This is a genomic window from Bacillus sp. 1NLA3E (assembly GCF_000242895.2).
GTDB lineage: Bacteria > Bacillota > Bacilli > Bacillales > Cytobacillaceae > Bacillus_BU.
Genome location: NC_021171.1, coordinates 2,310,817 through 2,333,879 on the forward strand (window position 1 = coordinate 2,310,817; position 23,063 = coordinate 2,333,879).

General features: G+C 37.5%; 26 protein-coding genes. 18 read left to right on the forward strand and 8 right to left on the reverse strand.

What is annotated here, in order from left to right; all coding sequences use genetic code 11:
- Positions 1-110: 110 nt before the first annotated feature.
- Entirely contained in the window at positions 111-1,301 is a 1,191-nt protein-coding gene (locus B1NLA3E_RS11045; protein WP_015593923.1) for a glycine C-acetyltransferase, read from the forward strand.
- A gap of 69 nt (positions 1,302-1,370) precedes the next feature.
- Positions 1,371-2,351: an L-threonine 3-dehydrogenase gene (locus B1NLA3E_RS11050; RefSeq protein ID WP_041581040.1), complete on the forward strand. Its 981-nt coding sequence runs from the start codon at positions 1,371-1,373 to the stop codon at positions 2,349-2,351.
- A 109-nt stretch (positions 2,352-2,460) separates the two neighbouring features.
- On the opposite strand, the gene B1NLA3E_RS11055 is transcribed toward B1NLA3E_RS11050, so the two are convergent.
- Genes B1NLA3E_RS11055 through B1NLA3E_RS11065 form a run of 3 tightly spaced genes read right to left on the reverse strand, consistent with a single transcriptional unit; the run spans position 2,461 to position 4,790 of the window.
- Entirely contained in the window at positions 2,461-3,495 is a 1,035-nt protein-coding gene (locus B1NLA3E_RS11055) for a DUF916 and DUF3324 domain-containing protein (protein WP_015593925.1), read from the reverse strand.
- Between the two features lie 28 nt (positions 3,496-3,523).
- The gene (locus B1NLA3E_RS11060) at positions 3,524-4,120 is read right to left on the reverse strand and encodes a hypothetical protein (RefSeq protein ID WP_015593926.1); all 597 of its coding nucleotides are present in this window, start codon (positions 4,118-4,120) and stop codon (positions 3,524-3,526) included.
- Between the two features lie 49 nt (positions 4,121-4,169).
- A complete protein-coding gene (locus B1NLA3E_RS11065) occupies positions 4,170-4,790 on the reverse strand; it encodes a WxL domain-containing protein (RefSeq protein ID WP_015593927.1) in 621 nt (206 codons plus the stop codon).
- Positions 4,791-5,091: 301 nt separating this feature from the next.
- On the opposite strand from B1NLA3E_RS11065, the gene B1NLA3E_RS11070 reads away from it, so the two are divergent.
- The 6 genes from B1NLA3E_RS11070 (at position 5,092) to B1NLA3E_RS11095 (ending at position 11,109) form a co-directional block, all read left to right on the forward strand.
- Positions 5,092-5,973: a peptidylprolyl isomerase gene (locus B1NLA3E_RS11070; RefSeq protein WP_015593928.1), complete on the forward strand. Its 882-nt coding sequence runs from the start codon at positions 5,092-5,094 to the stop codon at positions 5,971-5,973.
- A gap of 306 nt (positions 5,974-6,279) precedes the next feature.
- Positions 6,280-6,990, forward strand: a complete 711-nt coding sequence (locus tag B1NLA3E_RS11075; protein WP_015593929.1) for a response regulator transcription factor — start codon at positions 6,280-6,282, stop codon at positions 6,988-6,990.
- Entirely contained in the window at positions 6,980-8,398 is a 1,419-nt protein-coding gene (locus tag B1NLA3E_RS11080; RefSeq protein WP_015593930.1) for a sensor histidine kinase, read from the forward strand. Before B1NLA3E_RS11075 ends, B1NLA3E_RS11080 begins: the two co-directional genes overlap by 11 nt.
- A gap of 228 nt (positions 8,399-8,626) precedes the next feature.
- Entirely contained in the window at positions 8,627-9,847 is a 1,221-nt protein-coding gene (locus tag B1NLA3E_RS11085) for a S1C family serine protease (protein WP_051120145.1), read from the forward strand.
- Between the two features lie 31 nt (positions 9,848-9,878).
- The gene (locus B1NLA3E_RS11090; protein WP_015593932.1) at positions 9,879-10,436 is read left to right on the forward strand and encodes a hypothetical protein; all 558 of its coding nucleotides are present in this window, start codon (positions 9,879-9,881) and stop codon (positions 10,434-10,436) included.
- A 1-nt stretch (position 10,437) separates the two neighbouring features.
- A complete protein-coding gene (locus B1NLA3E_RS11095) occupies positions 10,438-11,109 on the forward strand; it encodes a PspA/IM30 family protein (RefSeq protein WP_015593933.1) in 672 nt (223 codons plus the stop codon).
- 62 nt (positions 11,110-11,171) lie between these two features.
- Here B1NLA3E_RS11095 and selD read toward each other — a convergent pair whose 3' ends face one another.
- The gene (selD, locus tag B1NLA3E_RS11100) at positions 11,172-12,227 is read right to left on the reverse strand and encodes a selenide, water dikinase SelD (protein WP_083935085.1); all 1,056 of its coding nucleotides are present in this window, start codon (positions 12,225-12,227) and stop codon (positions 11,172-11,174) included.
- Between the two features lie 167 nt (positions 12,228-12,394).
- Here selD and B1NLA3E_RS25825 point away from each other — a divergent pair, with 167 nt between their 5' ends.
- Together B1NLA3E_RS25825 and selA are read left to right on the forward strand one after the other, a co-directional pair.
- A complete protein-coding gene (locus B1NLA3E_RS25825; protein ID WP_144061464.1) occupies positions 12,395-12,631 on the forward strand; it encodes an Rdx family protein in 237 nt (78 codons plus the stop codon).
- 140 nt (positions 12,632-12,771) lie between these two features.
- Complete coding sequence (gene selA, locus B1NLA3E_RS11105; RefSeq protein ID WP_015593935.1) at positions 12,772-14,169, forward strand: L-seryl-tRNA(Sec) selenium transferase; 1,398 nt, start codon at positions 12,772-12,774, stop codon at positions 14,167-14,169.
- 90 nt (positions 14,170-14,259) lie between these two features.
- Here selA and B1NLA3E_RS23930 read toward each other — a convergent pair whose 3' ends face one another.
- The gene (locus B1NLA3E_RS23930) at positions 14,260-14,403 is read right to left on the reverse strand and encodes a small acid-soluble spore protein P (protein WP_015593936.1); all 144 of its coding nucleotides are present in this window, start codon (positions 14,401-14,403) and stop codon (positions 14,260-14,262) included.
- A gap of 108 nt (positions 14,404-14,511) precedes the next feature.
- Between B1NLA3E_RS23930 and B1NLA3E_RS11110 the strand changes: the two genes are divergently transcribed.
- On the forward strand, positions 14,512-14,772 hold the full coding sequence (locus tag B1NLA3E_RS11110) for a hypothetical protein (RefSeq protein ID WP_015593937.1): 261 nt from the start codon (positions 14,512-14,514) through the stop codon (positions 14,770-14,772).
- 51 nt (positions 14,773-14,823) lie between these two features.
- Here the strand turns inward: B1NLA3E_RS11110 and sspO are convergent, their stop codons facing one another.
- A complete protein-coding gene (sspO, locus tag B1NLA3E_RS11115) occupies positions 14,824-14,973 on the reverse strand; it encodes a small acid-soluble spore protein O (RefSeq protein WP_015593938.1) in 150 nt (49 codons plus the stop codon).
- 328 nt (positions 14,974-15,301) lie between these two features.
- Between sspO and acnA the strand changes: the two genes are divergently transcribed.
- The 7 genes from acnA (at position 15,302) to B1NLA3E_RS11150 (ending at position 20,990) form a co-directional block, all read left to right on the forward strand.
- A complete protein-coding gene (acnA, locus tag B1NLA3E_RS11120) occupies positions 15,302-18,028 on the forward strand; it encodes an aconitate hydratase AcnA (RefSeq protein ID WP_015593939.1) in 2,727 nt (908 codons plus the stop codon).
- A gap of 260 nt (positions 18,029-18,288) precedes the next feature.
- Positions 18,289-18,801: a TlpA disulfide reductase family protein gene (locus B1NLA3E_RS11125; protein ID WP_015593940.1), complete on the forward strand. Its 513-nt coding sequence runs from the start codon at positions 18,289-18,291 to the stop codon at positions 18,799-18,801.
- Positions 18,802-19,182: 381 nt separating this feature from the next.
- A complete protein-coding gene (locus B1NLA3E_RS11130) occupies positions 19,183-19,314 on the forward strand; it encodes an FbpB family small basic protein (RefSeq protein ID WP_015593941.1) in 132 nt (43 codons plus the stop codon).
- A gap of 150 nt (positions 19,315-19,464) precedes the next feature.
- On the forward strand, positions 19,465-19,608 hold the full coding sequence (locus B1NLA3E_RS11135) for an acid-soluble spore protein N (protein ID WP_015593942.1): 144 nt from the start codon (positions 19,465-19,467) through the stop codon (positions 19,606-19,608).
- A gap of 282 nt (positions 19,609-19,890) precedes the next feature.
- On the forward strand, positions 19,891-20,118 hold the full coding sequence (gene tlp, locus B1NLA3E_RS11140; protein WP_015593943.1) for a small acid-soluble spore protein Tlp: 228 nt from the start codon (positions 19,891-19,893) through the stop codon (positions 20,116-20,118).
- 134 nt (positions 20,119-20,252) lie between these two features.
- A complete protein-coding gene (locus B1NLA3E_RS11145; RefSeq protein WP_015593944.1) occupies positions 20,253-20,684 on the forward strand; it encodes an acyl-CoA thioesterase in 432 nt (143 codons plus the stop codon).
- Between the two features lie 15 nt (positions 20,685-20,699).
- Positions 20,700-20,990, forward strand: a complete 291-nt coding sequence (locus B1NLA3E_RS11150) for a hypothetical protein (protein ID WP_015593945.1) — start codon at positions 20,700-20,702, stop codon at positions 20,988-20,990.
- A gap of 64 nt (positions 20,991-21,054) precedes the next feature.
- Here the strand turns inward: B1NLA3E_RS11150 and B1NLA3E_RS11155 are convergent, their stop codons facing one another.
- Together B1NLA3E_RS11155 and B1NLA3E_RS11160 are read right to left on the reverse strand one after the other, a co-directional pair.
- The gene (locus tag B1NLA3E_RS11155) at positions 21,055-21,345 is read right to left on the reverse strand and encodes a HesB/YadR/YfhF family protein (protein WP_015593946.1); all 291 of its coding nucleotides are present in this window, start codon (positions 21,343-21,345) and stop codon (positions 21,055-21,057) included.
- Positions 21,346-21,533: 188 nt separating this feature from the next.
- Positions 21,534-22,688 carry a CapA family protein gene (locus B1NLA3E_RS11160; RefSeq protein ID WP_015593947.1) on the reverse strand — a complete coding sequence of 385 codons (1,155 nt, stop codon included), beginning with the start codon at positions 22,686-22,688 and terminating at the stop codon, positions 21,534-21,536.
- Between the last annotated feature and the right edge of the window lie 375 nt (positions 22,689-23,063).

Genomic DNA, 23,063 nt, shown 5'->3' on the forward strand with positions numbered 1-23,063 from the left:
TTGAAGAGCCCTTATTATATAACGGTTTATCGTTATATAAATTGTACGTCACAAGTAGACAAATGTTTTCCTGGAAGGTAATGCTTAAATCTAAAGCAGGAGGATGGAATATGTCAAGTAAAGGCTTACATCATTTTTTAGCTGAGAATTTACAGGATCTTAAAAACAGGGGTCTTTATAATGTGATTGACCCAATAGAGAGTCCAAATGGTCCAATCATTACGATACAAGGCAGAAACTTAATCAACCTGTCATCTAACAACTACTTAGGTCTTGCAACCGATCAACGGCTAAAGTATGCAGCAATTGCTGCTATTCGTCAATTTGGGGTTGGATCAGGAGCAGTTAGAACAATAAACGGAACGCTGAAACTGCATGTGGAACTTGAGGATAAGCTGGCGGCATTCAAACATACTGAAGCGGCAATTGCCTACCAATCTGGCTTCAATTGTAACATGGCAGCGATTTCGGCTGTGATGGATCAACACGATGCTATTCTTTCCGATGAGTTAAACCATGCATCGATCATCGATGGCTGCCGTATATCGAGAGCAAGAATTATTCCTTTCAAACATTCAGACATGGAGGATTTACGCGTAAAGGCCCAAGAAGCATCTGAATCAGGTCAATATAATAAACTAATGGTGATTACTGATGGTGTTTTCTCAATGGATGGAGATGTCGCTAAGCTCCCTGAAATCGTAAAAATTGCTGAGGAATATGATCTCATAACCTATGTGGATGATGCTCATGGTTCAGGTGTGTTAGGCAAAGGTGCTGGGACAGTAAAACATTTTGGATTATCCGATAAGATTGATTTCCAAATTGGCACACTCTCCAAAGCAATCGGGGTGGTAGGGGGTTATGTAGCTGGCAAACAAGCTTTAATCGATTGGTTAAAAGTCCGTAGTCGTCCATTTCTATTTTCCACGTCCTTAACACCAGGTGATGTTGCGGCATCCATAAAGGCAATCGAAATCCTTACTGAAAGCTCTGAGCTAAACGAACGTCTGTGGGAGAACGGGAACTATTTGAAGAAGGGTTTGAAAAACCTTGGTTTTAACATAGGGAATAGTGAAACACCGATTACGCCATGCATACTTGGCGATGAGGTCAAAACCCAGCAGTTTAGTAAACGATTAATCGCAGAGGGTGTCTATGCCAAAGCGATTGTTTTTCCAACGGTCGCAAAAGGAACAGGCCGAGTTCGAAATATGCCAACCGCTGCTCATACAAAAGAGATGCTCGATCAAGCGATTTCCATTTATGAAAAAGTGGGGAAAGAATTGGGGCTTATTTAAGACTGATCCATCAAATCAGGAAGACAAAACATGGAAACATGTTTTGAGGAGAAATTTGGAGGAACCACCATGAAGAAAATTTTAATAACCGGTGCATTAGGTCAAATTGGATCTGAATTAACAGGTAAACTCCGTGGCATTTATGGAACAGACAATGTGATTGCAACAGATATTAGGAAAATAGACAACGAGATGACTCAAGCTGGGCCGTTTGAAATTCTTGATGTAACAGATGGAAAATTAATGGCGCAAATCGCCACTAAACATCATGTGGACACGATTATTCATATGGCAGCACTGTTATCGGCCAAAGCCGAAGCCAACCCTTTATTTGCCTGGAATTTAAATATGGGCGGCGTTTTAAATTGCCTCGAGACCGCAAAAGAATGCCATTGTCAATTTTTTACACCTAGTTCGATTGGGGCATTTGGACCCACGACTCCTAAGCAAAACACTCCGCAAGAAACGATTATGCGACCAACCACGATGTATGGGGTAAGTAAGGTGGCTGGAGAGCTACTAGCTGATTATTATCATCTCCGGTTTGGGGTGGACACAAGGGGTTTACGCTTTCCAGGTTTGGTTTCCTATGCTACACCCCCAGGGGGAGGAACAACAGATTATGCAGTGGAAATTTATTATGAAGCAATAAAAAATGGCAAATATACTTCCTATATCAATAAGGGAACCTATATGGACATGATGTATATGCCAGATGCATTAAATGCGATTATCAATTTAATGGAAGCAGATCCATCAAAACTAAAGCATCGAAATTCATATAACGTGACCGCGATGAGCTTTGATCCAGAAGGAATTGCCGCTGAGATCCGCCACCATTTACCTAGGTTCGAACTGTCCTATCAAGTTGATCCGGTTCTTCAACGTATTGCTGATAGCTGGCCAAATTCAATTGATTCCTCGCTTGCAAGGGAAGAATGGGGATTTAAAACAACCTACGATTTGGTAAGTATGACGGGAGACATGCTGGAAAAGCTGGGATATAAAAAAAAAGCTAATGAAACATTTCATTGCTACATCTCTAAATAAATAAAGAGACTGACTCCAATTTTGGATGAGTCAGCCTCTTTGTCAAGTTATAAGGGATAAATTTGGGTCCTAGTTATTGTGGTTTATTTATTCTTCCCACATTAACTTCTTAATTTTCTTTTTCCTTTTCTTTCTTTGATTTTCTGCCAATAATAAAGAAAATGCATCCAGCAACTAATGTAGTTAACAGGTAATTCCACCATGGAATCGCTGGCTCATTAACGACTTCTTTTGTGAGTTGATTGTATTCTTTAATCGTCTTCGTTTCTTTTATGGCGAAATTTTTTGTTGCGATTACTTTCTTGTCCCCAAAAGTAGCAGTTAATTTAGCTTTATAAGTACCAGGTTTTAGCTTACCGCTAACCCAATCAACAGGATATTTAACCCTAGTGTTAGGAGCCATTTTTAAGGACGAGAACGAGCCTTTTAAAACTTTCTTGCCATCTTCGGCCGTAACAACGTATTTCCCACTTAAATCTTTAATCACAGCCGGGGCAGAATTCTTCATTTCAATTAATAATTTTGGCATCCCGTCCACCATATCTATTTTAATCTTACCAAAAGAAAACTTTGGGGGGACCATTTCAGGAAACTGCATTTTTATTCCTAAAACATAGGCAATTTGGTTTTTAATTTGCAAGGTTGAAGTTCCTTTATTAATCTCTTTTTCATCAAATGTTGCATCTTCTGCAATAACATGAATTCCTCCAAGTACCAACCCTTCATTTACATCTGGGAGGTTTATCTCTAAAGGAACTTGCCTAGAAGCATTTGGCGGGACAACAATTTCACTTTCAGGTGTCATATATTTTTTTAATGGTACCTTTAAATTAATAAAATTTGATTTTTTAGTATTAACATCATAAAGAATTTGTCCATATTGCGATGTAATAGCATTTAAGGGTGTGACTATAAATGCTAATGGTTCATTCTTATTGTTTTTTATCTGTACATAAATCGTTTGCTTCTGTTTCGCTACCACATCGAAATCAAAGTAGCCCGAAGCACCTTGTTTTTGTATTTCTGGGGCTACAGGTGAAACCGTAAAAGGAATATTATCTTGTGCCCTTACATAAAATGAGGGAGATGAATAAAAAAATAAAACGAATATTAATAAAGGTAAATTTTTAATTAGTGGATGCATATCGTCACCTACAGTTATCTCTCAAATACTATAATGCAATATCATTGTATAGGGTCCACGTAATTGTGGAAGTAAAGGTTGAAGAATGACTTCCTTCACTTATCATTTTTGTTCCTGGGTTCAGATTAAGAGTAAAAGCGTCAATTGGAAATTTGAATTCTATTCCGGCAACCTCAATTAATATTCCTGTTGACGCACGTTGAAGTATAACCACAGGTTCCTCATTATCAATGATCCATGAATCGCCGTTACCGACTATTAGTCCATTATATTGCACACCTAATAATCCTAAAGAAATATCTAAAATCCCAATGTATTCATATGGTTTAGGTTTCTTTAATGATAAAGAGTGAAGGGGTAGGGTTAAACCAATTCCTCCAGATTGCACAAATTGCGTTGCTTGTACAGTCATCCTCCAATCTTCAGGGATTAAAAGATCAATATTATATAATTTAATGCTGCCAGTCCCACCAGAAGTTTCTTGTGGTGTACCGTTTAAACTAACTGTAGGAAAGGATACATTTCCTGGAACCGATTTTAGCATAATTCCTTCCACACTTTTCGGATAAGCTAAAATGAAAAGTAGAGTGAGTGAAATTGCCAATTTTAAAAAATTATTGTTCATATCTTTTTCCCCTAAAAAAATATAAAAACTGGCACTATTATTTTTAATATTATGGAGTTGCTACTAGCACCCACGTAATTGTTGATGTATAGGTTCCGATTTTTACATTTCCTGGAACATCGAGCCTGATGGATTGAGAAGGCCAATCTATATTCCATAATCCAAGTCCTGCATTATTATCTGCCCTAAAAATTGGGACTGGTACACCACCTACATTATCAATACTCGTATCTTTACTTATAGAAGCAACTGGACTATTAGAAGCTGGGGCATAACCGGGTGTAAAAGAGTCTGGAGCATTGATTTTTAGAGAACCATATGGAAAAGTCTCGTTGTTAGTATTTGTTAATTGATTAGCACTTACTTGGACAATCCATCCAGTACCAGTTCCTCTTGCATCAGTGACAGATAGTTGAGTAAGATTTCCATATTGAGTAGACCCAATTCCATTGAGATTAATGGTACCAAAGTCAACCGCGTTAGGAATTTTTGAAAAATAGAGACCACCATTTTCGGCTGTTCCTCCTGCTTGTATTGTAACCGTAGCTTGACTGTTTTTTGATTCCTCTGCTGCGCCTACATCCCCAGCCCACCCAATACTAATTGCCAACAAAACAACCAAAGACACCATCAACGACCATTTGCGGGAATTAAAGCGCTTACGTTTCATACTTCGTACCCACCTTTGATTAGTGAATTTTCTAAAATTACACTTTCAATTTATCACAATAATTAGAAAAAAACCTCTCTGTAACAAAATGTACAAAATATATTCCATATTTTATAAATTTATTTAATTAATGTGGACAAAGGTATAAAGATGTAGGCTATTAATTATTTTTTTGAATCATCATTTCTTCAGGCTTCAAAGTATTGTTCCACTTTTCATAACCCTTTCATGGTTTGGTAATAAAATATTCATATTTAATCGCTAAGATAAGGGAGGATAGAAAACATTAAGGAGATGAACCATGTTAGAAATATTTAAAAATCGTAAAGGTATCATTCTAATAACCGCAATATTGATCGTCACCGCCGCCATTCTCGTTGGCTTTAGCTATTTCAAAAAGGATGATACCGCCGCCAAAGTAAATGGTGAAGCTATCAGCAAAACCGAGCTTAATAGCTTGCTAAATGATCAGTATGGGGCACAAGTGCTAGATTCCCTCATATCTGAAAAATTAGTTTTACAAGAGGCCAAGAAAAAGAAAATCACTGTGAGTGAAAGTGAACTTAAGAAAGAGCTAAAAACACTACAAGACTCCTATGGTGGAGAAACTGCTTTTAAGTCAGCTATGAAATCAAGCGGGTTGTCCACGGAAAGAGTGAATAAAGATCTCAAAACATACGTCCTGACCAGAAAAATATTAGAACCTCGCATCAAAATTACCGATGCGGAAATGAAAACTTATTTCGATGAAAACAAAGCAACCTTTGCCCAAGATGAGCAAGTAAAAGCTAGTCATATTTTAGTAGCAGATGAAAAAACAGCTAATGAAGTAAAGGACAAGCTGGCCAAGGGAGAAGATTTTGCCAAGTTAGCAAAAGAGTACTCTACCGATACAGGTACCAAGGATAATGGGGGAGACCTCGGGTTCTTCAAAAAAGGGGATATGGTTCCGGAATTTGAAACGGCCGCTTTCTCTTTAGGCGTGAATGAAATTAGCGAACCAATTAAAACAGATTATGGTTACCATATTATTAAAGTGGTTGACAAGAAAGCTTCCACAGATGCTAAATATGAAGACCACAAAGCAGAAGTTAAAGAAGCCATCATGAGTGAAAAAATCCAAACTGAATATACCACATGGTTAGCAGAAGAGAAAAAGGATGCCAAAATAAAAAAATATTAACCTTGGGTAACCAAGTAAATAAAGACGATGAGCTTAAATTTGCCCATCGTCTTTTCATATTAAAGAGGCGGATAATCTCATTCAAAAATGTGCCACTATGAACAAATTATTAACAAACTATTTCAGCGCGATTAATTATTTGGTATAAATTGAAAAAACGGTTGAACATTGAAGGATTTCGTTTTACCTTTGACTAAAGAAACCTATTAACAAGGTTGTTTTGGTCAAATAAATTGGCTAGACTTTATCAATAAAGAAAGTTATTTATTCAGGATATGTACGTATTGAAGATAGGAAGGTGTTTTTATGAACATTCTGATGATAGAGGATAATGAAAGTGTTTGTTCAATGGTTGAGATGTTCTTTTTAAAGGAAGGCATTAATGGGGAGTTTGTTAATGACGGACTAGAAGGATATCAACGGTTTCAAAGTGGTGAATGGGATTTATTAATTATCGACTGGATGCTACCTAATATGGATGGCGTGACAATTTGCAGAAAAATACGTGAGGAAAATAAAACGATCCCGATTATTATGCTAACAGCTAAAGATACAGAGTCTGATCAAGTTCTAGGGCTTGAAATGGGTGCGGATGACTATGTTACAAAGCCTTTCAGCCCATTAGCTTTAATGGCTAGGATTAAAGCTGTTTCAAGACGTTCAACTATTGCTGGGAAAGAAGAAGAGGCAAATAGAACTCATTTTATCGAAACACAATTGTTTAAAATAAGTAAAGATACTCGTGAAGTATTATTGAAGGGTAAGCCCATTACCAACCTCACTCCAAAGGAATTTGATTTACTTTATTATTTTATCGAACATCCCCGTCAGGTTTTTTCAAGAGAGCAATTATTAGAACGGGTTTGGGGCTATCAATATTATGGAGATGAACGGACTGTAGATGTTCATATTAAGCGGTTGCGAAACAAGATTGGGACGCCCAATCAGCCATTTTTACAAACGGTTTGGGGAGTAGGCTATAAATTTGATGAATCGGTGGTAGAAGATGAGGCTTAAGTTTATTTACCAGCTTTTTATTAGTCATATTAGCATTTTGCTAGTCGCCTTCTTAATTTCGAGTGTCGTATTTACAAATTACCTTGAAAAATTTGTATATCAAAATAAAGCACAAGAGCTTACAAACTATGGTGAGAACATTTTGGATCAATTTGAAAAAATCCAGGTTGGACGAGAGAATATCCTCGGTCAATATAGTTCAGTCCTTAAGGCTAGAAATATAAATTTTATTATCTTTGATGAACACAGCAACGTTGTTTATCCTGTTATTGGTAATATTCCAAGGATACAATTATCACAAAATGAATGGAAGAAGATTACCGAAGGGGAAACCGTAGTTGTAAAGCAAGATATTAAACGCTTTGATCAGGATGTTTCTCTTGTTGCCGTACCATATTTTGAAAACGGTAGACTACTCGGGGGGATTTTATTATTTTCCCCGATTAGTGGTTCACGTGAAATGATTAGTGAAATTAATAGATATTTACTTTTTACAGTGTTGATTGCTTTATCGGTAACTCTCTTATTAAGCTGGGTTCTTTCAAAATTTCATGTTCGCAGAATCCAAAGAATTCGTGACGCAACCTCAATGGTTTCAGCAGGGAATTATGATGTGCAATTGCCATCGTCAACCTTTGATGAAATTGGCGAGTTAGGGAATGATTTTAATGACATGGTTAAGAAATTAAAAAATTCAATGGAAGAGATAGATAGTTTGGAAAATAGACGAAGACAATTTATGGCCGATGTTTCTCATGAAATGCGGACCCCTTTGACCACGATTAGCGGGGTAATCGAAGGGATGAGAAGCAAAATGATTTCTGAAGAAGATAAGGAAAAAGGGATCAATTTGGTCAGTAAAGAATCGAAGCGGATGATTAGGCTTGTTAATGAGAATTTGGATTATGAAAAGATCAGATCCAATCAAATTAAGCTGTTAAAAGAGGATATCCTGGTCACAGACCTCCTAGAAATTATTAAGGAAACACTATTCATTCAAGCCGAAGATAAAAATGACCAAATGATTATTGAAGTAGATCCAGACGTAACCTTATATGCTGATTATGACCGCATTATTCAAATTCTTATCAATATTTCTAAAAATAGCATTCAATTTACATCTGATGGAACGATTTGGTTGCGAGGCAAAGTAGGCAATAAAGAAACCATTATTGAAATTGAGGACACAGGTGTTGGAATTCCCGCTGATGAAATCGAATCGATTTGGCGCCGTTTTTATAAAGCTGATTTATCTCGAACAAATAATCCTTATGGAGAATTCGGTTTAGGGTTATCGATTGTTAAACAATTAGTCCAACTTCATCAAGGTGAGATTACGGTTACTAGTGAACATGGCAAGGGGACAAAATTTATCATTCGAATTCCAGCCAAACAGACAAATGAATAGGACCTAAAACTGGTACCCATTTCGGGTGCCAGTTTTTATTTTTTCTACTATAAAAATGGCAGCAGCAAATAATTAAAAAGTAATGATTATTTACATAACTATTCATTATCTTTTACATGTTTGTTAATAGATTGGTCATATTTTCTGGATATGATGAGGGCAGATGAAAGAAAGTGTTGGTTTCCAAAGAAATTTGTCATTTGGGAGCACGAAATGGAGGGGAAAACGATGGAAGATAATCAACGTCCAGAACCACAAATAGCAGTACAAAAACATTCAATTGGGAAACAATTTTTTTCGACTGTAACAGGTGGAATCATTGGTTCTCTTTTAACTTTGGCAGTGGTGGGTCCCTATTCAGATACCATCCTAGATCAATTACATTTAGGGAATCAATCCAAACAAACGGTAACCCAATCAGAAACGACAAAACAGACCACTAGCAACAACAAAACAAGTACTGTTGAGGCAAAGGAAACAACGTATCAGCCATCAGACATTGCCGATATGGTAGAACAAGCTTCAAAATCGATTGTAGGCGTGGTCAACATGCAACAATCCAACCGTGGATTTTCAAACCAATCGCAAACAGTAGAAAGCGGAACTGGATCAGGCGTAATTTTTAAAAAGGATGGGAATTCCGCCTATATCGTAACAAACAATCATGTCATTGAAAACGCTAGTCAAGTAGAAATTACCTTGTCTGGAGGAGAAAAGACAACTGCAAAAATTGTCGGGGCAGATGCGCTTACAGATCTTGCTGTCCTCCAAATTGATGCCAAGTATGCAAGTTCTGTACTTGAGTTTGGAGATTCATCCACTCTTCGATCTGGTGATCAAGTAGTGGCGATCGGTAATCCGCTTGGTCTTGATTTTTCTGGGACAGTCACACAAGGAATTATCAGCAGCACTGAGCGTTCAATGCCTGTTACAACCTCTAGTGGTGAATGGGAATTAAACGTTATTCAAACCGATGCAGCAATCAACCCTGGTAATAGTGGAGGAGCGCTTATTAACACTCAGGGACTGTTAATTGGAATCAACAGTTTAAAAATTTCCGAAAGCGGCGTTGAAGGATTGGGATTTGCCATTCCAAGTAACGATGTGATTCCAATCGTGAATGAGTTGATACAAAAAGGGAAAATAGACCGGCCCTATTTAGGAGTTAGTCTCGAGGACTTGGAGCAAATTCCAGCTCAATATTTGCAAGATCTACCACAAAACGTCACAAAAGGTACGATGGTTACTAACCTAGATGATAATTCTGCTGCGAGTAAAGCTGGACTTAAGGTTCAGGATGTCATCATTTCATTTAATGGGTCAAAAATTGAAAACTCTAGTGATCTTAGAAAAAATCTTTATACCAATGTAAAAATTGGCGACAAAGTGAATTTAGAAATTTACAGAAATGGAAAATTACAAAAAATCACTGTTACGCTTTCAAAATAAATGAGGTCTAAATAGAAAGGAGGTGAAATCAATGAGAAAAAGGATTTTTTGGTTCTTAGGTATTGCTGTTACAGCGGTCATCCTGTTCCAATTTGCAAAAATGGCTGTTTTTCACTTTAATTGCTCTTCTGTTGCACAAGTATCACAACAAGGAAAATACTTTAGCGCACAAGGTTTACATAACGGTGGATTTGAGCAATTTAATGGTCCTTCTCAAAACATGATGATGGGTGGTCATGAAAGATTTGCAAATGGAAATGGAGGCCATGAAAACTGGTTTTTCCCGATGCTAATTGATCTAGGCCTGATTGGTTTTGGTTGGGTTTTATGGAAACTTGGAAATAAAAATAAACTGCAGAAGTCATTTGGTGCAGCACTACTATTTATAGGGGTTTGGGCCCTTTTACCAAACTGGCTTGTTCTTATTGCACTGATTGCAGGTGGGTATTACTGGTATAAATCAAGAAAAAAAAGTGAGACTCCAAATACATTTACTGGAGGAATTGATCAAGAATTTGCTGTAGCACCTAGTAAAAATTTTGATTTTCTGGATGAGTGGGAACGAACCATTAAAGAGGAGGATAATTAAGATGGGTATTTTTAAACGGTTAAAAGGGATTGCCCTTGCAGATATCAACTCTACTATCGATAAATTGGAAGACCCAATTAGTATGCTAAAGCAATATCTAAGAGATTTAGAAGTTGAAATTAAGAAGGCTGAAAAATCACTATCCAACCAACTTTTTATAGAAAAGAAATATGAATACATCATCGGAGAAGTAGAGGAAGTCATCATCAAGCGGACTCGGCAGGCACAATTAGCGGTTGATCAGCATGAAGATGAAATCGCAAAGCTGGCATTACAAGATAAAATATCCCAAGAGAAAAAATTAAGCAATGTTCAAATGGCGTATGATTCGACGAAAAAGCAAACCACTATTTTATATGGCCAAATAAAAAAATTAAAAGAAACATATGAAGAGTTACAGCAAAAAAAATTAGCTCTCATTTCCAGAGCGAATGCCGCACAGGCAACAAACCAAGTGAATCAAACATTGGTTTCATTCTCACCAGAAAATGCTGTTAAGGGATTTGCACGAATGGAAGACCAAATTCTGAACCTTGAGGCTAAGGCAAGTGCAACGCAATCATTTTATGAAATGAAACGACCACAGGAATCATTCTATTTGGACAAAGCCCTTCAAGATGAAGTCCAACTAGAATTAGACAAGCTAAAGAAAGTAAAAAACGAAACATTATAAAAAAAATAAATGGCTCGTCCTTTAAGGACGGGCCACTTATTTGTGTGGAAGGATCACCTTGCTTAATCCCGTGTTACATAAATTAATTTATCTTTTTGCTCGGTTACTCTTCCAATAATTTCAGCGATAGCGTGACCTCGCTGATGGAGTGCATCTATATATTGATTTGCTTCGGTTTCATCCAAAGCAACCAACAATCCCCCAGATGTAATCGCGTCGCATAGGATGATTTCTTCTTCAGGTAAAATCGAGTCATAATCAACGTCGTTTTCAAGCCATTTATGATTTGATTTAGATCCGCCAGGAACCACTCCGGCCTTGGCCAATTCAAACGTGCCTGGAAGAACTGGAATTTTAGCTAGTGAGATTTCAAAGCTGACATTACTTCCCCGTGCCATTTCACTTCCATGCCCAAGTAGGCCGAAACCTGTAACGTCTGTAACAGCATATGGATGAAAAGCAGTGAGCACTTCAGCGGCTGTTTTATTAAGAGATGCCATCGTTTCTGTAACCAGTTCTTCCTGTTCTGGTGTAACTGCGTTTCGTTTTATTCCGGTAGTGAGGATTCCCACACCAATCGGTTTTGTGATGACAAGCACATTACCTGGCTTTGCGCCAACGTTTTTCCATATTTTATCTGGATGGACAATGCCCGTTACGGATAAGCCAAATTTTGGTTCCTGATCATCAATTGAATGACCACCAACCGTGTAGGCACCTGCTTCTTTTACTTTATCAGCAGCACCACGTAATATGTCCGAAAGAATTTCCGGTCCCAATTTTTTTACAGGGTATCCAACTATGTTCAGAACGGTCTTAGGTTCACCACCCATAGCATAGACATCGCTCAAAGCATTTGCGGCAGCAATTTGCCCAAATTTATATGGATCATCTACAATCGGGGTAAAATAGTCTAGCGTTTGGATTAATGCGATGGAGTCAGTTAATTGAAAAACTCCGGCATCATCTGATGTTTCGTGCCCAACAAGCAATTCTGGAATGGGCTCTTGTTTTGGTAATAGGCGCAATACTTGCGCTAAGTCCTCAGGACCAATTTTACAGCCTCAGCCAGCTTTTGATGATAATGATGTTAGGCGTACTTTTTCTTGTTCGTTCACCGTTTACCACCTCCATAGTTATTATACCTTTAATTAAGAAATCTCGCATCCAATACAAACAGAAGATTTGTTGAAAAGTATTTGCTTATAATACAATATCAATACCCTATCAAAAGAGAAAAGTCGTGGAGCAGCATCAAACATTGTTTAAGGAGGAATTTAGTGCGATGAAAAAGTACCATTTAGTCGTTGAGTTTTGCATGATGTGAAATTATGCACCAAAAGCTGCGAGTCTCGCGGAAGATTTATTTACTCATTTCCGATCTAATATTGAAAAATTGGAGCTTATTCCGTCGTCTGGTGGCGTTTTTGAGGTCACAATCAATGGCGAAAAAATATATTCAAAAAAAGAAACGGGATTGTTTCCAAGTTCGGAAGCCATAATAGAGAAAATGGAAGGATAGTTTAAGTAAGAGGCTGACTCATTAACTGTGTCAGTCTCTTACTATTTTTTTATGAAGTAGGTAGGAAAGAACCCAGCTATCCACATGAAAAATAATGATATAATAATTGGAGAAGTTTCACCTAATTTGGAGGGGTATTTTTGAAACATTTACTACGATCATTGCCTCCCGTTCATGAGCTTCAAAAGGAAGCTAGATTTTCCAAAATAATTGTCGAGAACGGGCTTGAAACAATTTATTTAACGAATGTTTTAAAACAAATTCTTGAAACAATCAGAGAAGAAATCATTGCTGGGACATGGAAAGGATTTGAACCAGGAGACAATCGCTTTCTTGATGAATTTTTTACTCTTGTTGATCAATCAGTTAAAAAAAATATAGGTTATACATTAAAGCGGGTCATCAACGCTACTGGGACCATTTTACATACAAACCTTGGTCGGGCACGACTCAGTGACCGTGCAACAGCGCATGTTCTGGAGACGGCACAAAACTACTCCAACTTAGAATACAAACTTGAAGAAGGAGCAAGAGGCTCGCGCCATAGTCATGTTGAATCATTGGTAAAGGAAATAACAGGAGCGGAAGCTGCCATGGTGGTTAACAATAATGCAGCCGCAGTCTACCTAGTATTACGTGCTCTTGCATTTGAAAAAGAAGTGATTGTTTCCCGCGGTCAGCTTGTTGAAATTGGAGGCTCTTTTCGAATTTCATCTATTATGGAAGAAAGCGGTGCGTCGCTAGTAGAAGTTGGAACCACAAATAAAACCCATTTATACGATTATGAAAACGCCATAAATTCCGATACAGCTATGATCCTAAAGGTTCACACCAGTAATTTTAAGACAATCGGATTTACAAAATCTGTCGACACGCAAGAATTAGTGGATTTGGCTAAAGTACATGAACAGGTTATTTTCTACGAAGACCTTGGTAGCGGCGTTCTTTATGATTTTCAAAAGCATGACATAGGTGAAGAACCAGTTGTCGGTGAGGTTCTTAGAATGGGAGCCGATCTAGTTTCCTTCAGTGGGGACAAGTTACTTGGAGGTCCTCAAGCAGGAGTGATTGCAGGAAAAAAATCCTTAATTGATAAATTAAAAAAGCATCAGCTTGCCCGTGTCCTTCGTGTAGATAAAATGACATTGGCTGCTTTGGAAGGGACGTTAATTGATTACCTAAAGGGTGGAACAGAATTAAAAAACATCCCAACCATTCGGGATCTCCTTTATACGGCTGAAGAAATGAAAGAACGAGCAAAACAGTTTGCTTTACAGGTTCCTGAGGATTACAAGGTAAGGATTTCGGAGGGGACCAGTCAAGTAGGTGGGGGAACGATGCCAGATGTCTTCCTACCAACCTTTGTGGTTGGTTTAAGCCATTCCGTTTTATCTGCTGAGCATCTTGCAAGAAAGCTAAGGGTTGAAAATGGCCCACCAATCATAGTCCGAATTCAAAATGAAGAAATTCAATTGGATTTGCGAACGGTTACGAAATCAGAGGAAGAGTTAATTATTGAAGCCTTACGGGGTGTATAAAAGCAATTGGAGGTTGCTGAATGAATTTTCAGCAACCTTTATTTTGTATTTCACAAATGGTGGTATAGAGAATGTTTTCCCATAAAAAAATTACATATCGTGATGGGAATTATGTTTTTGTCTCGTATGGTTTCGATTCTTTACTTTATGTGATCCACTTAGAGGTTCTGGTTGTCCACTATTTCCACCTTTAGGTGCATTTCTACGCATGTCCTTACCATCGTTTTTGTTCATATAACATCCCTCCTAATGTTAGGTTGCATTTTTATAAAATTATTATACTGAATAATATTTATTAAACTGCACAATTTAACGGTACCATTGTATTAGGAGTGAAAAAATATGCCTTATCATAAGAACAAACAACAAGCGTTTCAAGCAGCACAACAGGGTATTGAAGATGCAACTGAATTATATAGTGAAATTGTCCGAGATAGCGCAAGCTATGGCCATCAATTAAAACATTTAAAAGATGAAGTTAATATAGCTTACCAACAAATTGAAAATGCTCTAGAGGTGGCCTCAGAACACCAACGGTCCCAACTGGAACGGTTTAGAAATGACCTGGAAACAATCATTCATGACGTCAATCTGCCAGAATGAACAATAGCAAATAAAGAAAAAGCGGCCTTCATCAAGGGGCCGCTTTCGTTTTTATTGATTTTTCTTTCGTTTTTTATTATTTTGTTTTTGGGTTTCTGTTAAGGGTTCATTGGAAAATTCCTCATTATATCCTGTACCAATTCCTTGCGATTTTGCAGCATTCGCGCCTGGAATGACATGGTTCGATTTTCGTTTTGGCAAAATATTCACCTCCCGTTTTATTCTGCTCCTAGATATATGTAACCATTCTAGACGCTAGATATTTTATTGAAATATTTTCATTTGAAAAGAAAGTCTGTAAAGAAAAATATAAAATATTTTCACAGCAAGGATTGTAATCTTTTCATGATAAAAATCATTTTTATAATAAGATATACTTATCAAAAGCAATAACTTTCTTGTTATTTACTTATAACCTCTGTTGTATTAAAATTAGAATTGCAAGAAAAGTGAGGATGGGCGAAAATTCAAACTTTTCGACAATTTACCTTGTTTTAGGATATGATGAGTACGAATAGGGGGAATACATATGTCTAAAAATGAAGTATTAGCAAAAAATGATGTTTTTCAAGCACGTGCATCGTTTGATTTGAACGGAAAGAAGTATAATTTTTATCGTTTAGGTGCTTTAGAAGATGCGGGTCTTGGGAAAATTTCTCGATTACCATATTCTATTAAAGTATTACTTGAATCTGTACTTCGTCAATATGACGGACGGGTTATCACTAAAGAACACGTAGAAAACCTTGCAAAATGGGGTACAAGCGAAGTGAAGGAAGTAGATGTTCCATTCAAACCTTCCCGCGTTATCCTTCAAGATTTTACAGGAGTACCAGCAGTAGTTGACCTTGCTTCACTTCGTAAAGCAATGGCTGATATGGGTGGAGACCCAGACAAAATCAATCCTGAAAAAACAGTTGATCTTGTTATTGACCACTCAGTACAAGTTGACTTTTATGGTTCAGAAAGTGCTTTAGAAGAAAACATGGAATTAGAATTTGAACGTAATGCAGAGCGTTACCAATTCCTTAGCTGGGCTCAAAAATCATTTAACAACTATCGTGCCGTTCCACCTGCAACTGGAATCGTTCATCAAGTAAACCTTGAGTATCTTGCTGATGTTGTTCATGTTGCTCAAACAGAAGATGGCGGCTTTGAAGCATTTCCTGATACATTAGTTGGTACTGACTCACATACAACGATGATCAACGGTATCGGTGTTCTTGGTTGGGGTGTTGGTGGTATTGAAGCAGAAGCTGGAATGCTTGGACAACCTTCATACTTCCCAGTGCCGGAAGTTATTGGAGTTAAACTTGTTGGAGAACTTCCAAACGGTGCAACTGCAACTGACCTTGCATTAAAAGTAACACAAGTACTTCGTGGTGCTGGTGTTGTAAATAAATTCGTTGAGTTCTTCGGACCTGGCGTTTCATCTTTACCATTAGCAGACCGTGCAACAGTTGCTAACATGGCACCAGAATACGGTGCAACTTGTGGTTTCTTCCCAATTGACGGCGAATCTTTAGAATATTTACGTTTAACAGGACGTAATGAGGAATCAATTAAAGTTGTAGAACAATATTGCAAAGCAAACGGCTTATTCTTAAATCCAACTGATGAGCCAGTTTATACAAAAGTAGTTGAAATTGATCTTTCAATCATTGAACCAAATCTTTCTGGTCCTAAGCGTCCACAAGATTTAATTCCGCTTTCTGAAATGAAAGAAACCTTTGTAAATGCTGTAAGTTCACCGCAAGGTAACCAAGGGTTTGGTTTGACTGCTGCTGAACTTGACCGTGAGATTACTGTTAAGTTTGACAATGGTGATGAAACAGTTATGAAAACAGGTGCAATTGCGATTGCTGCAATTACAAGCTGTACAAACACATCTAACCCATATGTTCTTGTTGGCGCTGGTTTAGTTGCGAAAAAAGCAGTTGAACTTGGGTTGCAAGTTCCTAAATTTGTAAAAACTTCTTTAGCTCCTGGATCTAAGGTTGTAACAGGATACCTTCGTGATTCCGGTTTACTTCCATACCTTGAAAAATTAGGGTTTAATACAGTTGGTTACGGTTGTACAACTTGTATCGGTAACTCTGGTCCATTAAAAGAAGAAATCGAAAAAGCAGTTGCAGACAGTGATTTACTTGTTACATCTGTTCTTTCTGGTAACCGTAACTTTGAAGGACGTATTCATGCACTTGTAAAAGGCAATTACCTAGCATCTCCACCATTAGTAGTGGCGTACGCTTTAGCTGGTAACGTGAATGTAGATCTTCAAAAAGATGTAATCGGTAAAGATAAAGATGGTAACGATGTATTCTTTAAAGATATTTGGCCAACTACTGCAGAAATTAATGAGATAGTAAAACAAAACGTAACACCTGAATTATTCCGTAAAGAATATGACAATGTGTTTGCTGACAATGCACGTTGGAACCAAATCCAAACAAGTAACGAGCCTTTATACACTTGGGATGAGGAGTCAACTTATATTGCAAACCCACCTTTCTTTGAAGGATTAAAACCAGATCCAGAAGAAGTTAAACCTTTAACGGGTTTACGAGTTGTTGGTAAGTTTGGTGACTCAGTTACAACTGACCACATTTCTCCAGCCGGATCAATTGGTAAAAATACTCCAGCTGGTAAATACCTAACAGAAAAAGGTGTTGCTCCTCGCGACTTCAACTCTTACGGTTCACGCCGTGGTAACCATGAAGTCATGATGAGAGGGACATTTGCTAATATCCGTATTCGTAACCAAATTGCTCCAGGAACAGAAGGTGGAGTAACAACTTACTGGCCTACTGGTGAAGTAACTTCTATCTTTGATGCTTGTATGCAATATAAACAAGATGGTACAGGTCTTGCTATTTTAGCTGGTAAGGACTATGGAATGGGATCTTCTCGTGACTGGGCAGCTAAAGGAACAAACCTATTAGGTATCAAAACAGTTATTGCTGAAAGCTTTGAGCGTATTCACCGTTCAAACCTAGTGTTAATGGGTGTTCTTCCGCTTCAATTCAAACAAGGCGAAAGTGCTGAAACACTTGGCTTAACAGGTAAAGAAGCAATCGACGTACTAGTTGATGAAACGGTTAAACCTCGTGATTTTGTAAAAGTTACAGCTACTGACGAAGCTGGAAACAAGAAAGAATTTGAAGTTCTTGTTCGTTTTGATTCTGAAGTTGAAATTGACTACTATCGTCATGGTGGTATTTTACAAATGGTTTTACGCGAAAAGATTAAAGGATAATTTAATCCCTTTAGCGACACCTGATCATTTTGATCAGGTGTCTTTTCGTTTTTTTGTTTATTTCAGAAATGTCTATTTCCTGTGTTTTTATTTATGATAAATAGGCAAGTATATGATGAATCAATATGGCTTACGACAATATTGTTGCTGTTTGCTGATTTGTAACATATTTAACTTAGTTAAAACTTTATTTTTCTACATTAATTAGGTTAAAATACTTTTGATGATAGAAATTAAGAAAGAATTAAAGGAGGTGCAGCATGGTAAAAAAAGTAATTGCTGCAGTAGCATTAGTGGCCTTGTTTGCAGTCGCCATGGTGCATGCAATGGATAAAAGTGATCAAAAAACGACTACGAGCCAAAAATCTGGGCTTGAAGAAGGAATGAAGGCTCCTGATTTTGAATTAAAAAATTTAGCAGGTGAATCGGTAAAATTATCTGACTTAAAAGGAAAAAAAGTTATGGTGAACTTTTGGGCAACTTGGTGCCCTCCATGTAAGGCAGAAATGCCGGAAATGGAGAAATTTTATCAAGCTTCAAAAGATAAAGTTGAAATCCTAGCGATAAACATGGACCCCAAAAATGATGTTGCCGGATTTGCCAAAGAACATGGGATAACCTTTCCAATCCTTTTAGATGAAAAGGATGAAATTAATAAAAATTACCAAATTGTTTCGATTCCGACCACCTATTTTGTCGATGAAAAGGGCATCATTACACATAAATTTATAGGATCAATGAAATTAGAAGATATCGAAAAATATACTAAATAACACATCAAAAACTGTCCCAAAAGAATGATGGGACAGTTTTTTTAATTCTTGGCTCTGTTAAACTAGATTGTTGATTTCCGTTCCGGGCGCTTCGCTTTCCGCGGGGCGGGAGTTGAGCCTCCTCGGCTCTTTAGCGCCTGCAGGGTCTCAACTGTCCCGCTGCTCCCGCAGGAGTCTTCGCGCCTTCCACTCCAATCAACATTGTGCAAAAAATCAACGTTGAGCTTTAACAGAGCCTAATTCTTAACACAAAAAACTAAATATTAGGTTTTTATGATTATTACTATTAAAAAATTTAAATAAATTTTCAAAAAGTTGTAATAATTGTAACCGATTTCGGAAAGAATAACTGTTAGAATAACAATAAGGAAGGTGAATATGATGAGAAAACCACGGAAACGTTCCTTTGCAGAGCTTGTTTCAGAAAATAAACGTCAATTATTAAGTGATCACGCTGCAATGGAAAAAATCGAAGCACGTATTGAAGAAAAACGATTAGAAAAAGCTGAATAAACTTGGATTTTTTAACATATTTGTTTCCCTCAAAAATGGGTAATCTAACATTGAGGAGGGATATAAATGGGTAATCAAAAGAAAAGAAGTCAGCAATTTGTTCCTTGTTTCCCTCAAAAATGGGTAATCTAACATTGAGGAGGGATATAAATGGGTAATCAAAAGAAAAGAAGTCAGCAATTTGTTCCAGAACACTTAGGTACGCAACCCCGAGGATTTGGTGGTAATAAAGGGAAGCAAATGCAGGATCGCTCTGGACAACATCCCCAAGTCATCCAAACAAAAGGGGAGTAAATATATGTTTGAATTATAGCCCGCCTCTTGGTGGGTTTTATTTTGTTTACAAGTAAGAAAGTATAAATTTTTGAAATTTAGGTAGCTCCAGCGTCTAGGGGCTCGGGGTCATTAGCCAATCCGTAAGAAGGTTAAAAAACAACCTTCTCGTCGTCTCGTCTTATGCCTGTCGCCCCTGGGCAAGACGCTTACGCTTTTCGATTTTCTCCAAGTTTGGCTAATAATTTTCTCGTTTCGTTACAAACTATAGTCGTAACGAGTTAATTAAGAGGAGGATGAAAAATGGCAAACCAAAGACCAAAACCAGATGATCGCAGTGATAATGTTGAAAAGCTCCAAGAAATGATCGTTAATACGATTGAAAATATGGATGAGGCCGAAGAAACGCTAGAATTTGCGAGTCCTGAAGCTAAAGCGCAAGTTGAAGCTAAAAATGAAAGACGACGGGCAAGCATTGATGCAATGAGGGCAGAAGTAAAAGATGAAGCGCGGGCACAACGGAACCAATAATTTTACAAACAGACCTGTCCTGTGGATGGGTCTTATTTATTAGGTAGAGGCAATATCTTTGTGAGCATGGTTTCTTTGTATTTTTAAATAATATGTTAAGATTGATTCTATCAAATGTAAAAGGGGAATCAACCATGCTCGTATCAAATAAAGAAGTTGAGGTGCGCTATGCCGAGACAGACCAAATGGGGGTTGTTTATCATGCCAACTACCTCGTTTGGATGGAACTGGGGCGTACCAAACTAATTAAAGACTTGGGTTTTAATTATGCCGAAATGGAAAAAGACGGAGTTATTTCACCAGTCATTGACATCTCTGTTTCTTATAAAAAACCCCTTCGATATGGGGAATCAGCTACTATCAACACATGGATAGAAAAATATGACGGGTTTCGGGTTACATATGGTTATGAAATTTATACAGGAGAAGGCGAGCTTGCTGTAACAGGTCAATCCCAGCATGTTTGCGTTAAAAAGGAATCCTTTCGTCCAATCTCTATCAAACGTTCTTACCCTGAGTGGCATGAAGCGTACGCAAAAGCAAAGAAGGACCCTGCTCTAGCATAATGAAGGGGTGAAAACATGGCATTTGGAATCAGGAAATATGAGCTTCACGAGTGGAAACGGAAAGTTACTGAAGGGCAGATAGCGTTTATTACCCATTACTGGGTTGATGACCGCTTTCCAAATTGTAAAACGGTGACAAAAGTAGGCTGCAGCGATGTGAATAAATTAATCGCATGGGGAAGTCAATATGACCTTAAACCAGAATGGATCGATGGACGGAATAAATCCTACCCTCATTTTGATTTACTTGGTGAAAAGCAGGTTGATATATTAAGCAAAGAAGGATTAACCCACCTTATTTGGTAGCGAATAGACACGAAAGTTGTTATAAAAAGAAAAAAAGCAGGCGTTAATTGCGCCTGCTTATCTATTATTTTGAAATACGAAATTCAGGTTCTAAGTATTTCGCATTAAAATCTATATAAAGGTCATTTTCATCAAAATACCATAGGTCTCTATCTTCGATAAAATAGGTAACCCCATTCATTTCTAGTTTTACACCGACATCCTCCGGTTGTTCATTGGAAAGACCAAGAGAAAATCCTTGTTGAACTGTGCTAAATCCTCCATAACGGGCGAAAAAACGAACAAAATCTCCGTTTTTTAGGACCAACTCATCCTTGTACCAGTCTGCTGCTTCATTGCTAATATGGATTTTCATTCTGAAAAACTCCCTCCTTCGGTATGTCTTTATTATAAAAAAGGATGATAGGACTGTCGATGACTTAAATAGTATTTCCAGCGTGATAAATATTAAATTCGTTTTTCCGTAAAACTTTTGCCACTAATCGTTAAGAAATAGGGGATTGCACTTTATCAATATTAAGCGATTAAAATAAGGGACCACGCTTATTGGAGCCATTGTGTCATTTGGGTCATGATTTCATCGTATTTACTGGTTGCATCAATTAAACCGTAAGCACCAGCGTCTTTGAGAGGAACGACCCGATAGTTTTGTAACTTTTGATTCGATACATAGGTTGGGGTAAATGTTGGGTTTTCTAAGCTGATCTTAACTCCTGATTTTCCTACACTTTTTTTGATAGTAATGGTTGCTAGCCCACCGATATCTTTATAATCATGCATCTGCCCCGATAAAAAGTTGCCAAGTGAATAAAAAACAAACGACTTGTGACCATTCTTGTCAGTCAGCCACTCCATTGGTTGAAGAATATGGGGATGGGACCCAAAGATGATATCCACACCTTCATTTACTAGGTATTGAGCAAGTTCCTTTTGTTGAAGGGATGGAATCCGTTGGTACTCAGTGCCCCAATGGATACTCATGATCACGACATCAGCTGTTTTTTTTGCACGCTGAATTTCAGTCTTCATTTTTTCTTTATCTATGATATTGACTAAGTAATCTTTCCCACTTGGAATAGGAATCCCATTTGTACCATATGTATAGGACAGAAACGCTAGTTTAATTCCATTTACATTTTTAACTCTTAATGTTTGTTGGTCTTGACTATTTATAAATGCCCCAACATAAGGGAGCCCTACCCGATTAAAGTAATCGATTTCAGCTAATATTCCTTTTTCACCCTTATCTAGACTATGATTATTGGCAGTAGAAACGATATCAACACCAGCGTCAATAAAGGCATCTCCAACCTGCTGGGGGCTGTTAAAGGTCGGATAACTGGATAATCCCATTTCGACCCCGCCAAGAATAGTTTCTTGATTGGCAGTTAGTAGGTCCGGCTTTTGCATAAGTCCCTTTATGTTGGCTAACATTGGTTTAAAGTCATATGTACTTTCGGTCTTAGCATCCTCGTACACCCAATCATGAATGAGAATATCGCCGATTGCTCCGATTGTAGCTGTTTCATTCATGTGTTTTTCGATGGTATTCACTGTGCGAAAAGGTTGGTACCCCACCTTAACTTGTTTATCTTTATCTGTTAATATTTGTTTGTTTATTTGTAGAAAGTAATACCCGGCAAATATAATGAGTCCAATAAATAGGATTACACCTATCTTTACTCTTCTGTTTTTCATGAAATTCTCCTCAGATTAAAGAATTAAATTTGAGCAAATTAATAAACAATCAATCCTAAACTAACTATAATACATTTAATAGCGGAATGGAGTGCATGATTAAAAGTAATTCTTTATAGATATAAATATATGTTAGGAGAGAATATAAATGCTCAACGTAACCAGCAGGGCACATTGCCTAATTGATAAAGCACTGGAAAAAGAAAGAAGATCCCCAGACGAAAAGCTTTATGTAAGATTAAGCATAGGAATAGGTTGAGGTAGCCCACAGCTAAAGCTGTCTCTGGAGGAGCAGCCTATAACCGATGATGAAATAATTGTATATAAAAATATCCAATATATTATCCAAAAAAGAGATCTTGTATATTTTGAACA

Bases quoted from the DNA above. Each gene is read 5' to 3' on its own strand.
- B1NLA3E_RS11045 (WP_015593923.1), top strand. From the start codon at position 111: ATGTCAAGTAAAGGCTTACATCATTTTTTAGCTGAGAATTTACAGGAT.
- B1NLA3E_RS11050 (WP_041581040.1), top strand. From the start codon at position 1,371: ATGAAGAAAATTTTAATAACCGGTGCATTAGGTCAAATTGGATCTGAA.
- B1NLA3E_RS11055 (WP_015593925.1), bottom strand. From the start codon at position 3,495: ATGCATCCACTAATTAAAAATTTACCTTTATTAATATTCGTTTTATTT.
- B1NLA3E_RS11060 (WP_015593926.1), bottom strand. From the start codon at position 4,120: ATGAACAATAATTTTTTAAAATTGGCAATTTCACTCACTCTACTTTTC.
- B1NLA3E_RS11065 (WP_015593927.1), bottom strand. From the start codon at position 4,790: ATGAAACGTAAGCGCTTTAATTCCCGCAAATGGTCGTTGATGGTGTCT.
- B1NLA3E_RS11070 (WP_015593928.1), top strand. From the start codon at position 5,092: ATGTTAGAAATATTTAAAAATCGTAAAGGTATCATTCTAATAACCGCA.
- B1NLA3E_RS11075 (WP_015593929.1), top strand. From the start codon at position 6,280: ATGAACATTCTGATGATAGAGGATAATGAAAGTGTTTGTTCAATGGTT.
- B1NLA3E_RS11080 (WP_015593930.1), top strand. From the start codon at position 6,980: ATGAGGCTTAAGTTTATTTACCAGCTTTTTATTAGTCATATTAGCATT.
- B1NLA3E_RS11085 (WP_051120145.1), top strand. From the start codon at position 8,627: ATGGAAGATAATCAACGTCCAGAACCACAAATAGCAGTACAAAAACAT.
- B1NLA3E_RS11090 (WP_015593932.1), top strand. From the start codon at position 9,879: ATGAGAAAAAGGATTTTTTGGTTCTTAGGTATTGCTGTTACAGCGGTC.
- B1NLA3E_RS11095 (WP_015593933.1), top strand. From the start codon at position 10,438: ATGGGTATTTTTAAACGGTTAAAAGGGATTGCCCTTGCAGATATCAAC.
- B1NLA3E_RS23930 (WP_015593936.1), bottom strand. From the start codon at position 14,403: ATGAACAAAAACGATGGTAAGGACATGCGTAGAAATGCACCTAAAGGT.
- B1NLA3E_RS11110 (WP_015593937.1), top strand. From the start codon at position 14,512: ATGCCTTATCATAAGAACAAACAACAAGCGTTTCAAGCAGCACAACAG.
- acnA (WP_015593939.1), top strand. From the start codon at position 15,302: ATGTCTAAAAATGAAGTATTAGCAAAAAATGATGTTTTTCAAGCACGT.
- B1NLA3E_RS11125 (WP_015593940.1), top strand. From the start codon at position 18,289: ATGGTAAAAAAAGTAATTGCTGCAGTAGCATTAGTGGCCTTGTTTGCA.
- B1NLA3E_RS11130 (WP_015593941.1), top strand. From the start codon at position 19,183: ATGAGAAAACCACGGAAACGTTCCTTTGCAGAGCTTGTTTCAGAAAAT.
- B1NLA3E_RS11135 (WP_015593942.1), top strand. From the start codon at position 19,465: ATGGGTAATCAAAAGAAAAGAAGTCAGCAATTTGTTCCAGAACACTTA.
- tlp (WP_015593943.1), top strand. From the start codon at position 19,891: ATGGCAAACCAAAGACCAAAACCAGATGATCGCAGTGATAATGTTGAA.
- B1NLA3E_RS11145 (WP_015593944.1), top strand. From the start codon at position 20,253: ATGCTCGTATCAAATAAAGAAGTTGAGGTGCGCTATGCCGAGACAGAC.
- B1NLA3E_RS11150 (WP_015593945.1), top strand. From the start codon at position 20,700: ATGGCATTTGGAATCAGGAAATATGAGCTTCACGAGTGGAAACGGAAA.
- B1NLA3E_RS11155 (WP_015593946.1), bottom strand. From the start codon at position 21,345: ATGAAAATCCATATTAGCAATGAAGCAGCAGACTGGTACAAGGATGAG.
- B1NLA3E_RS11160 (WP_015593947.1), bottom strand. From the start codon at position 22,688: ATGAAAAACAGAAGAGTAAAGATAGGTGTAATCCTATTTATTGGACTC.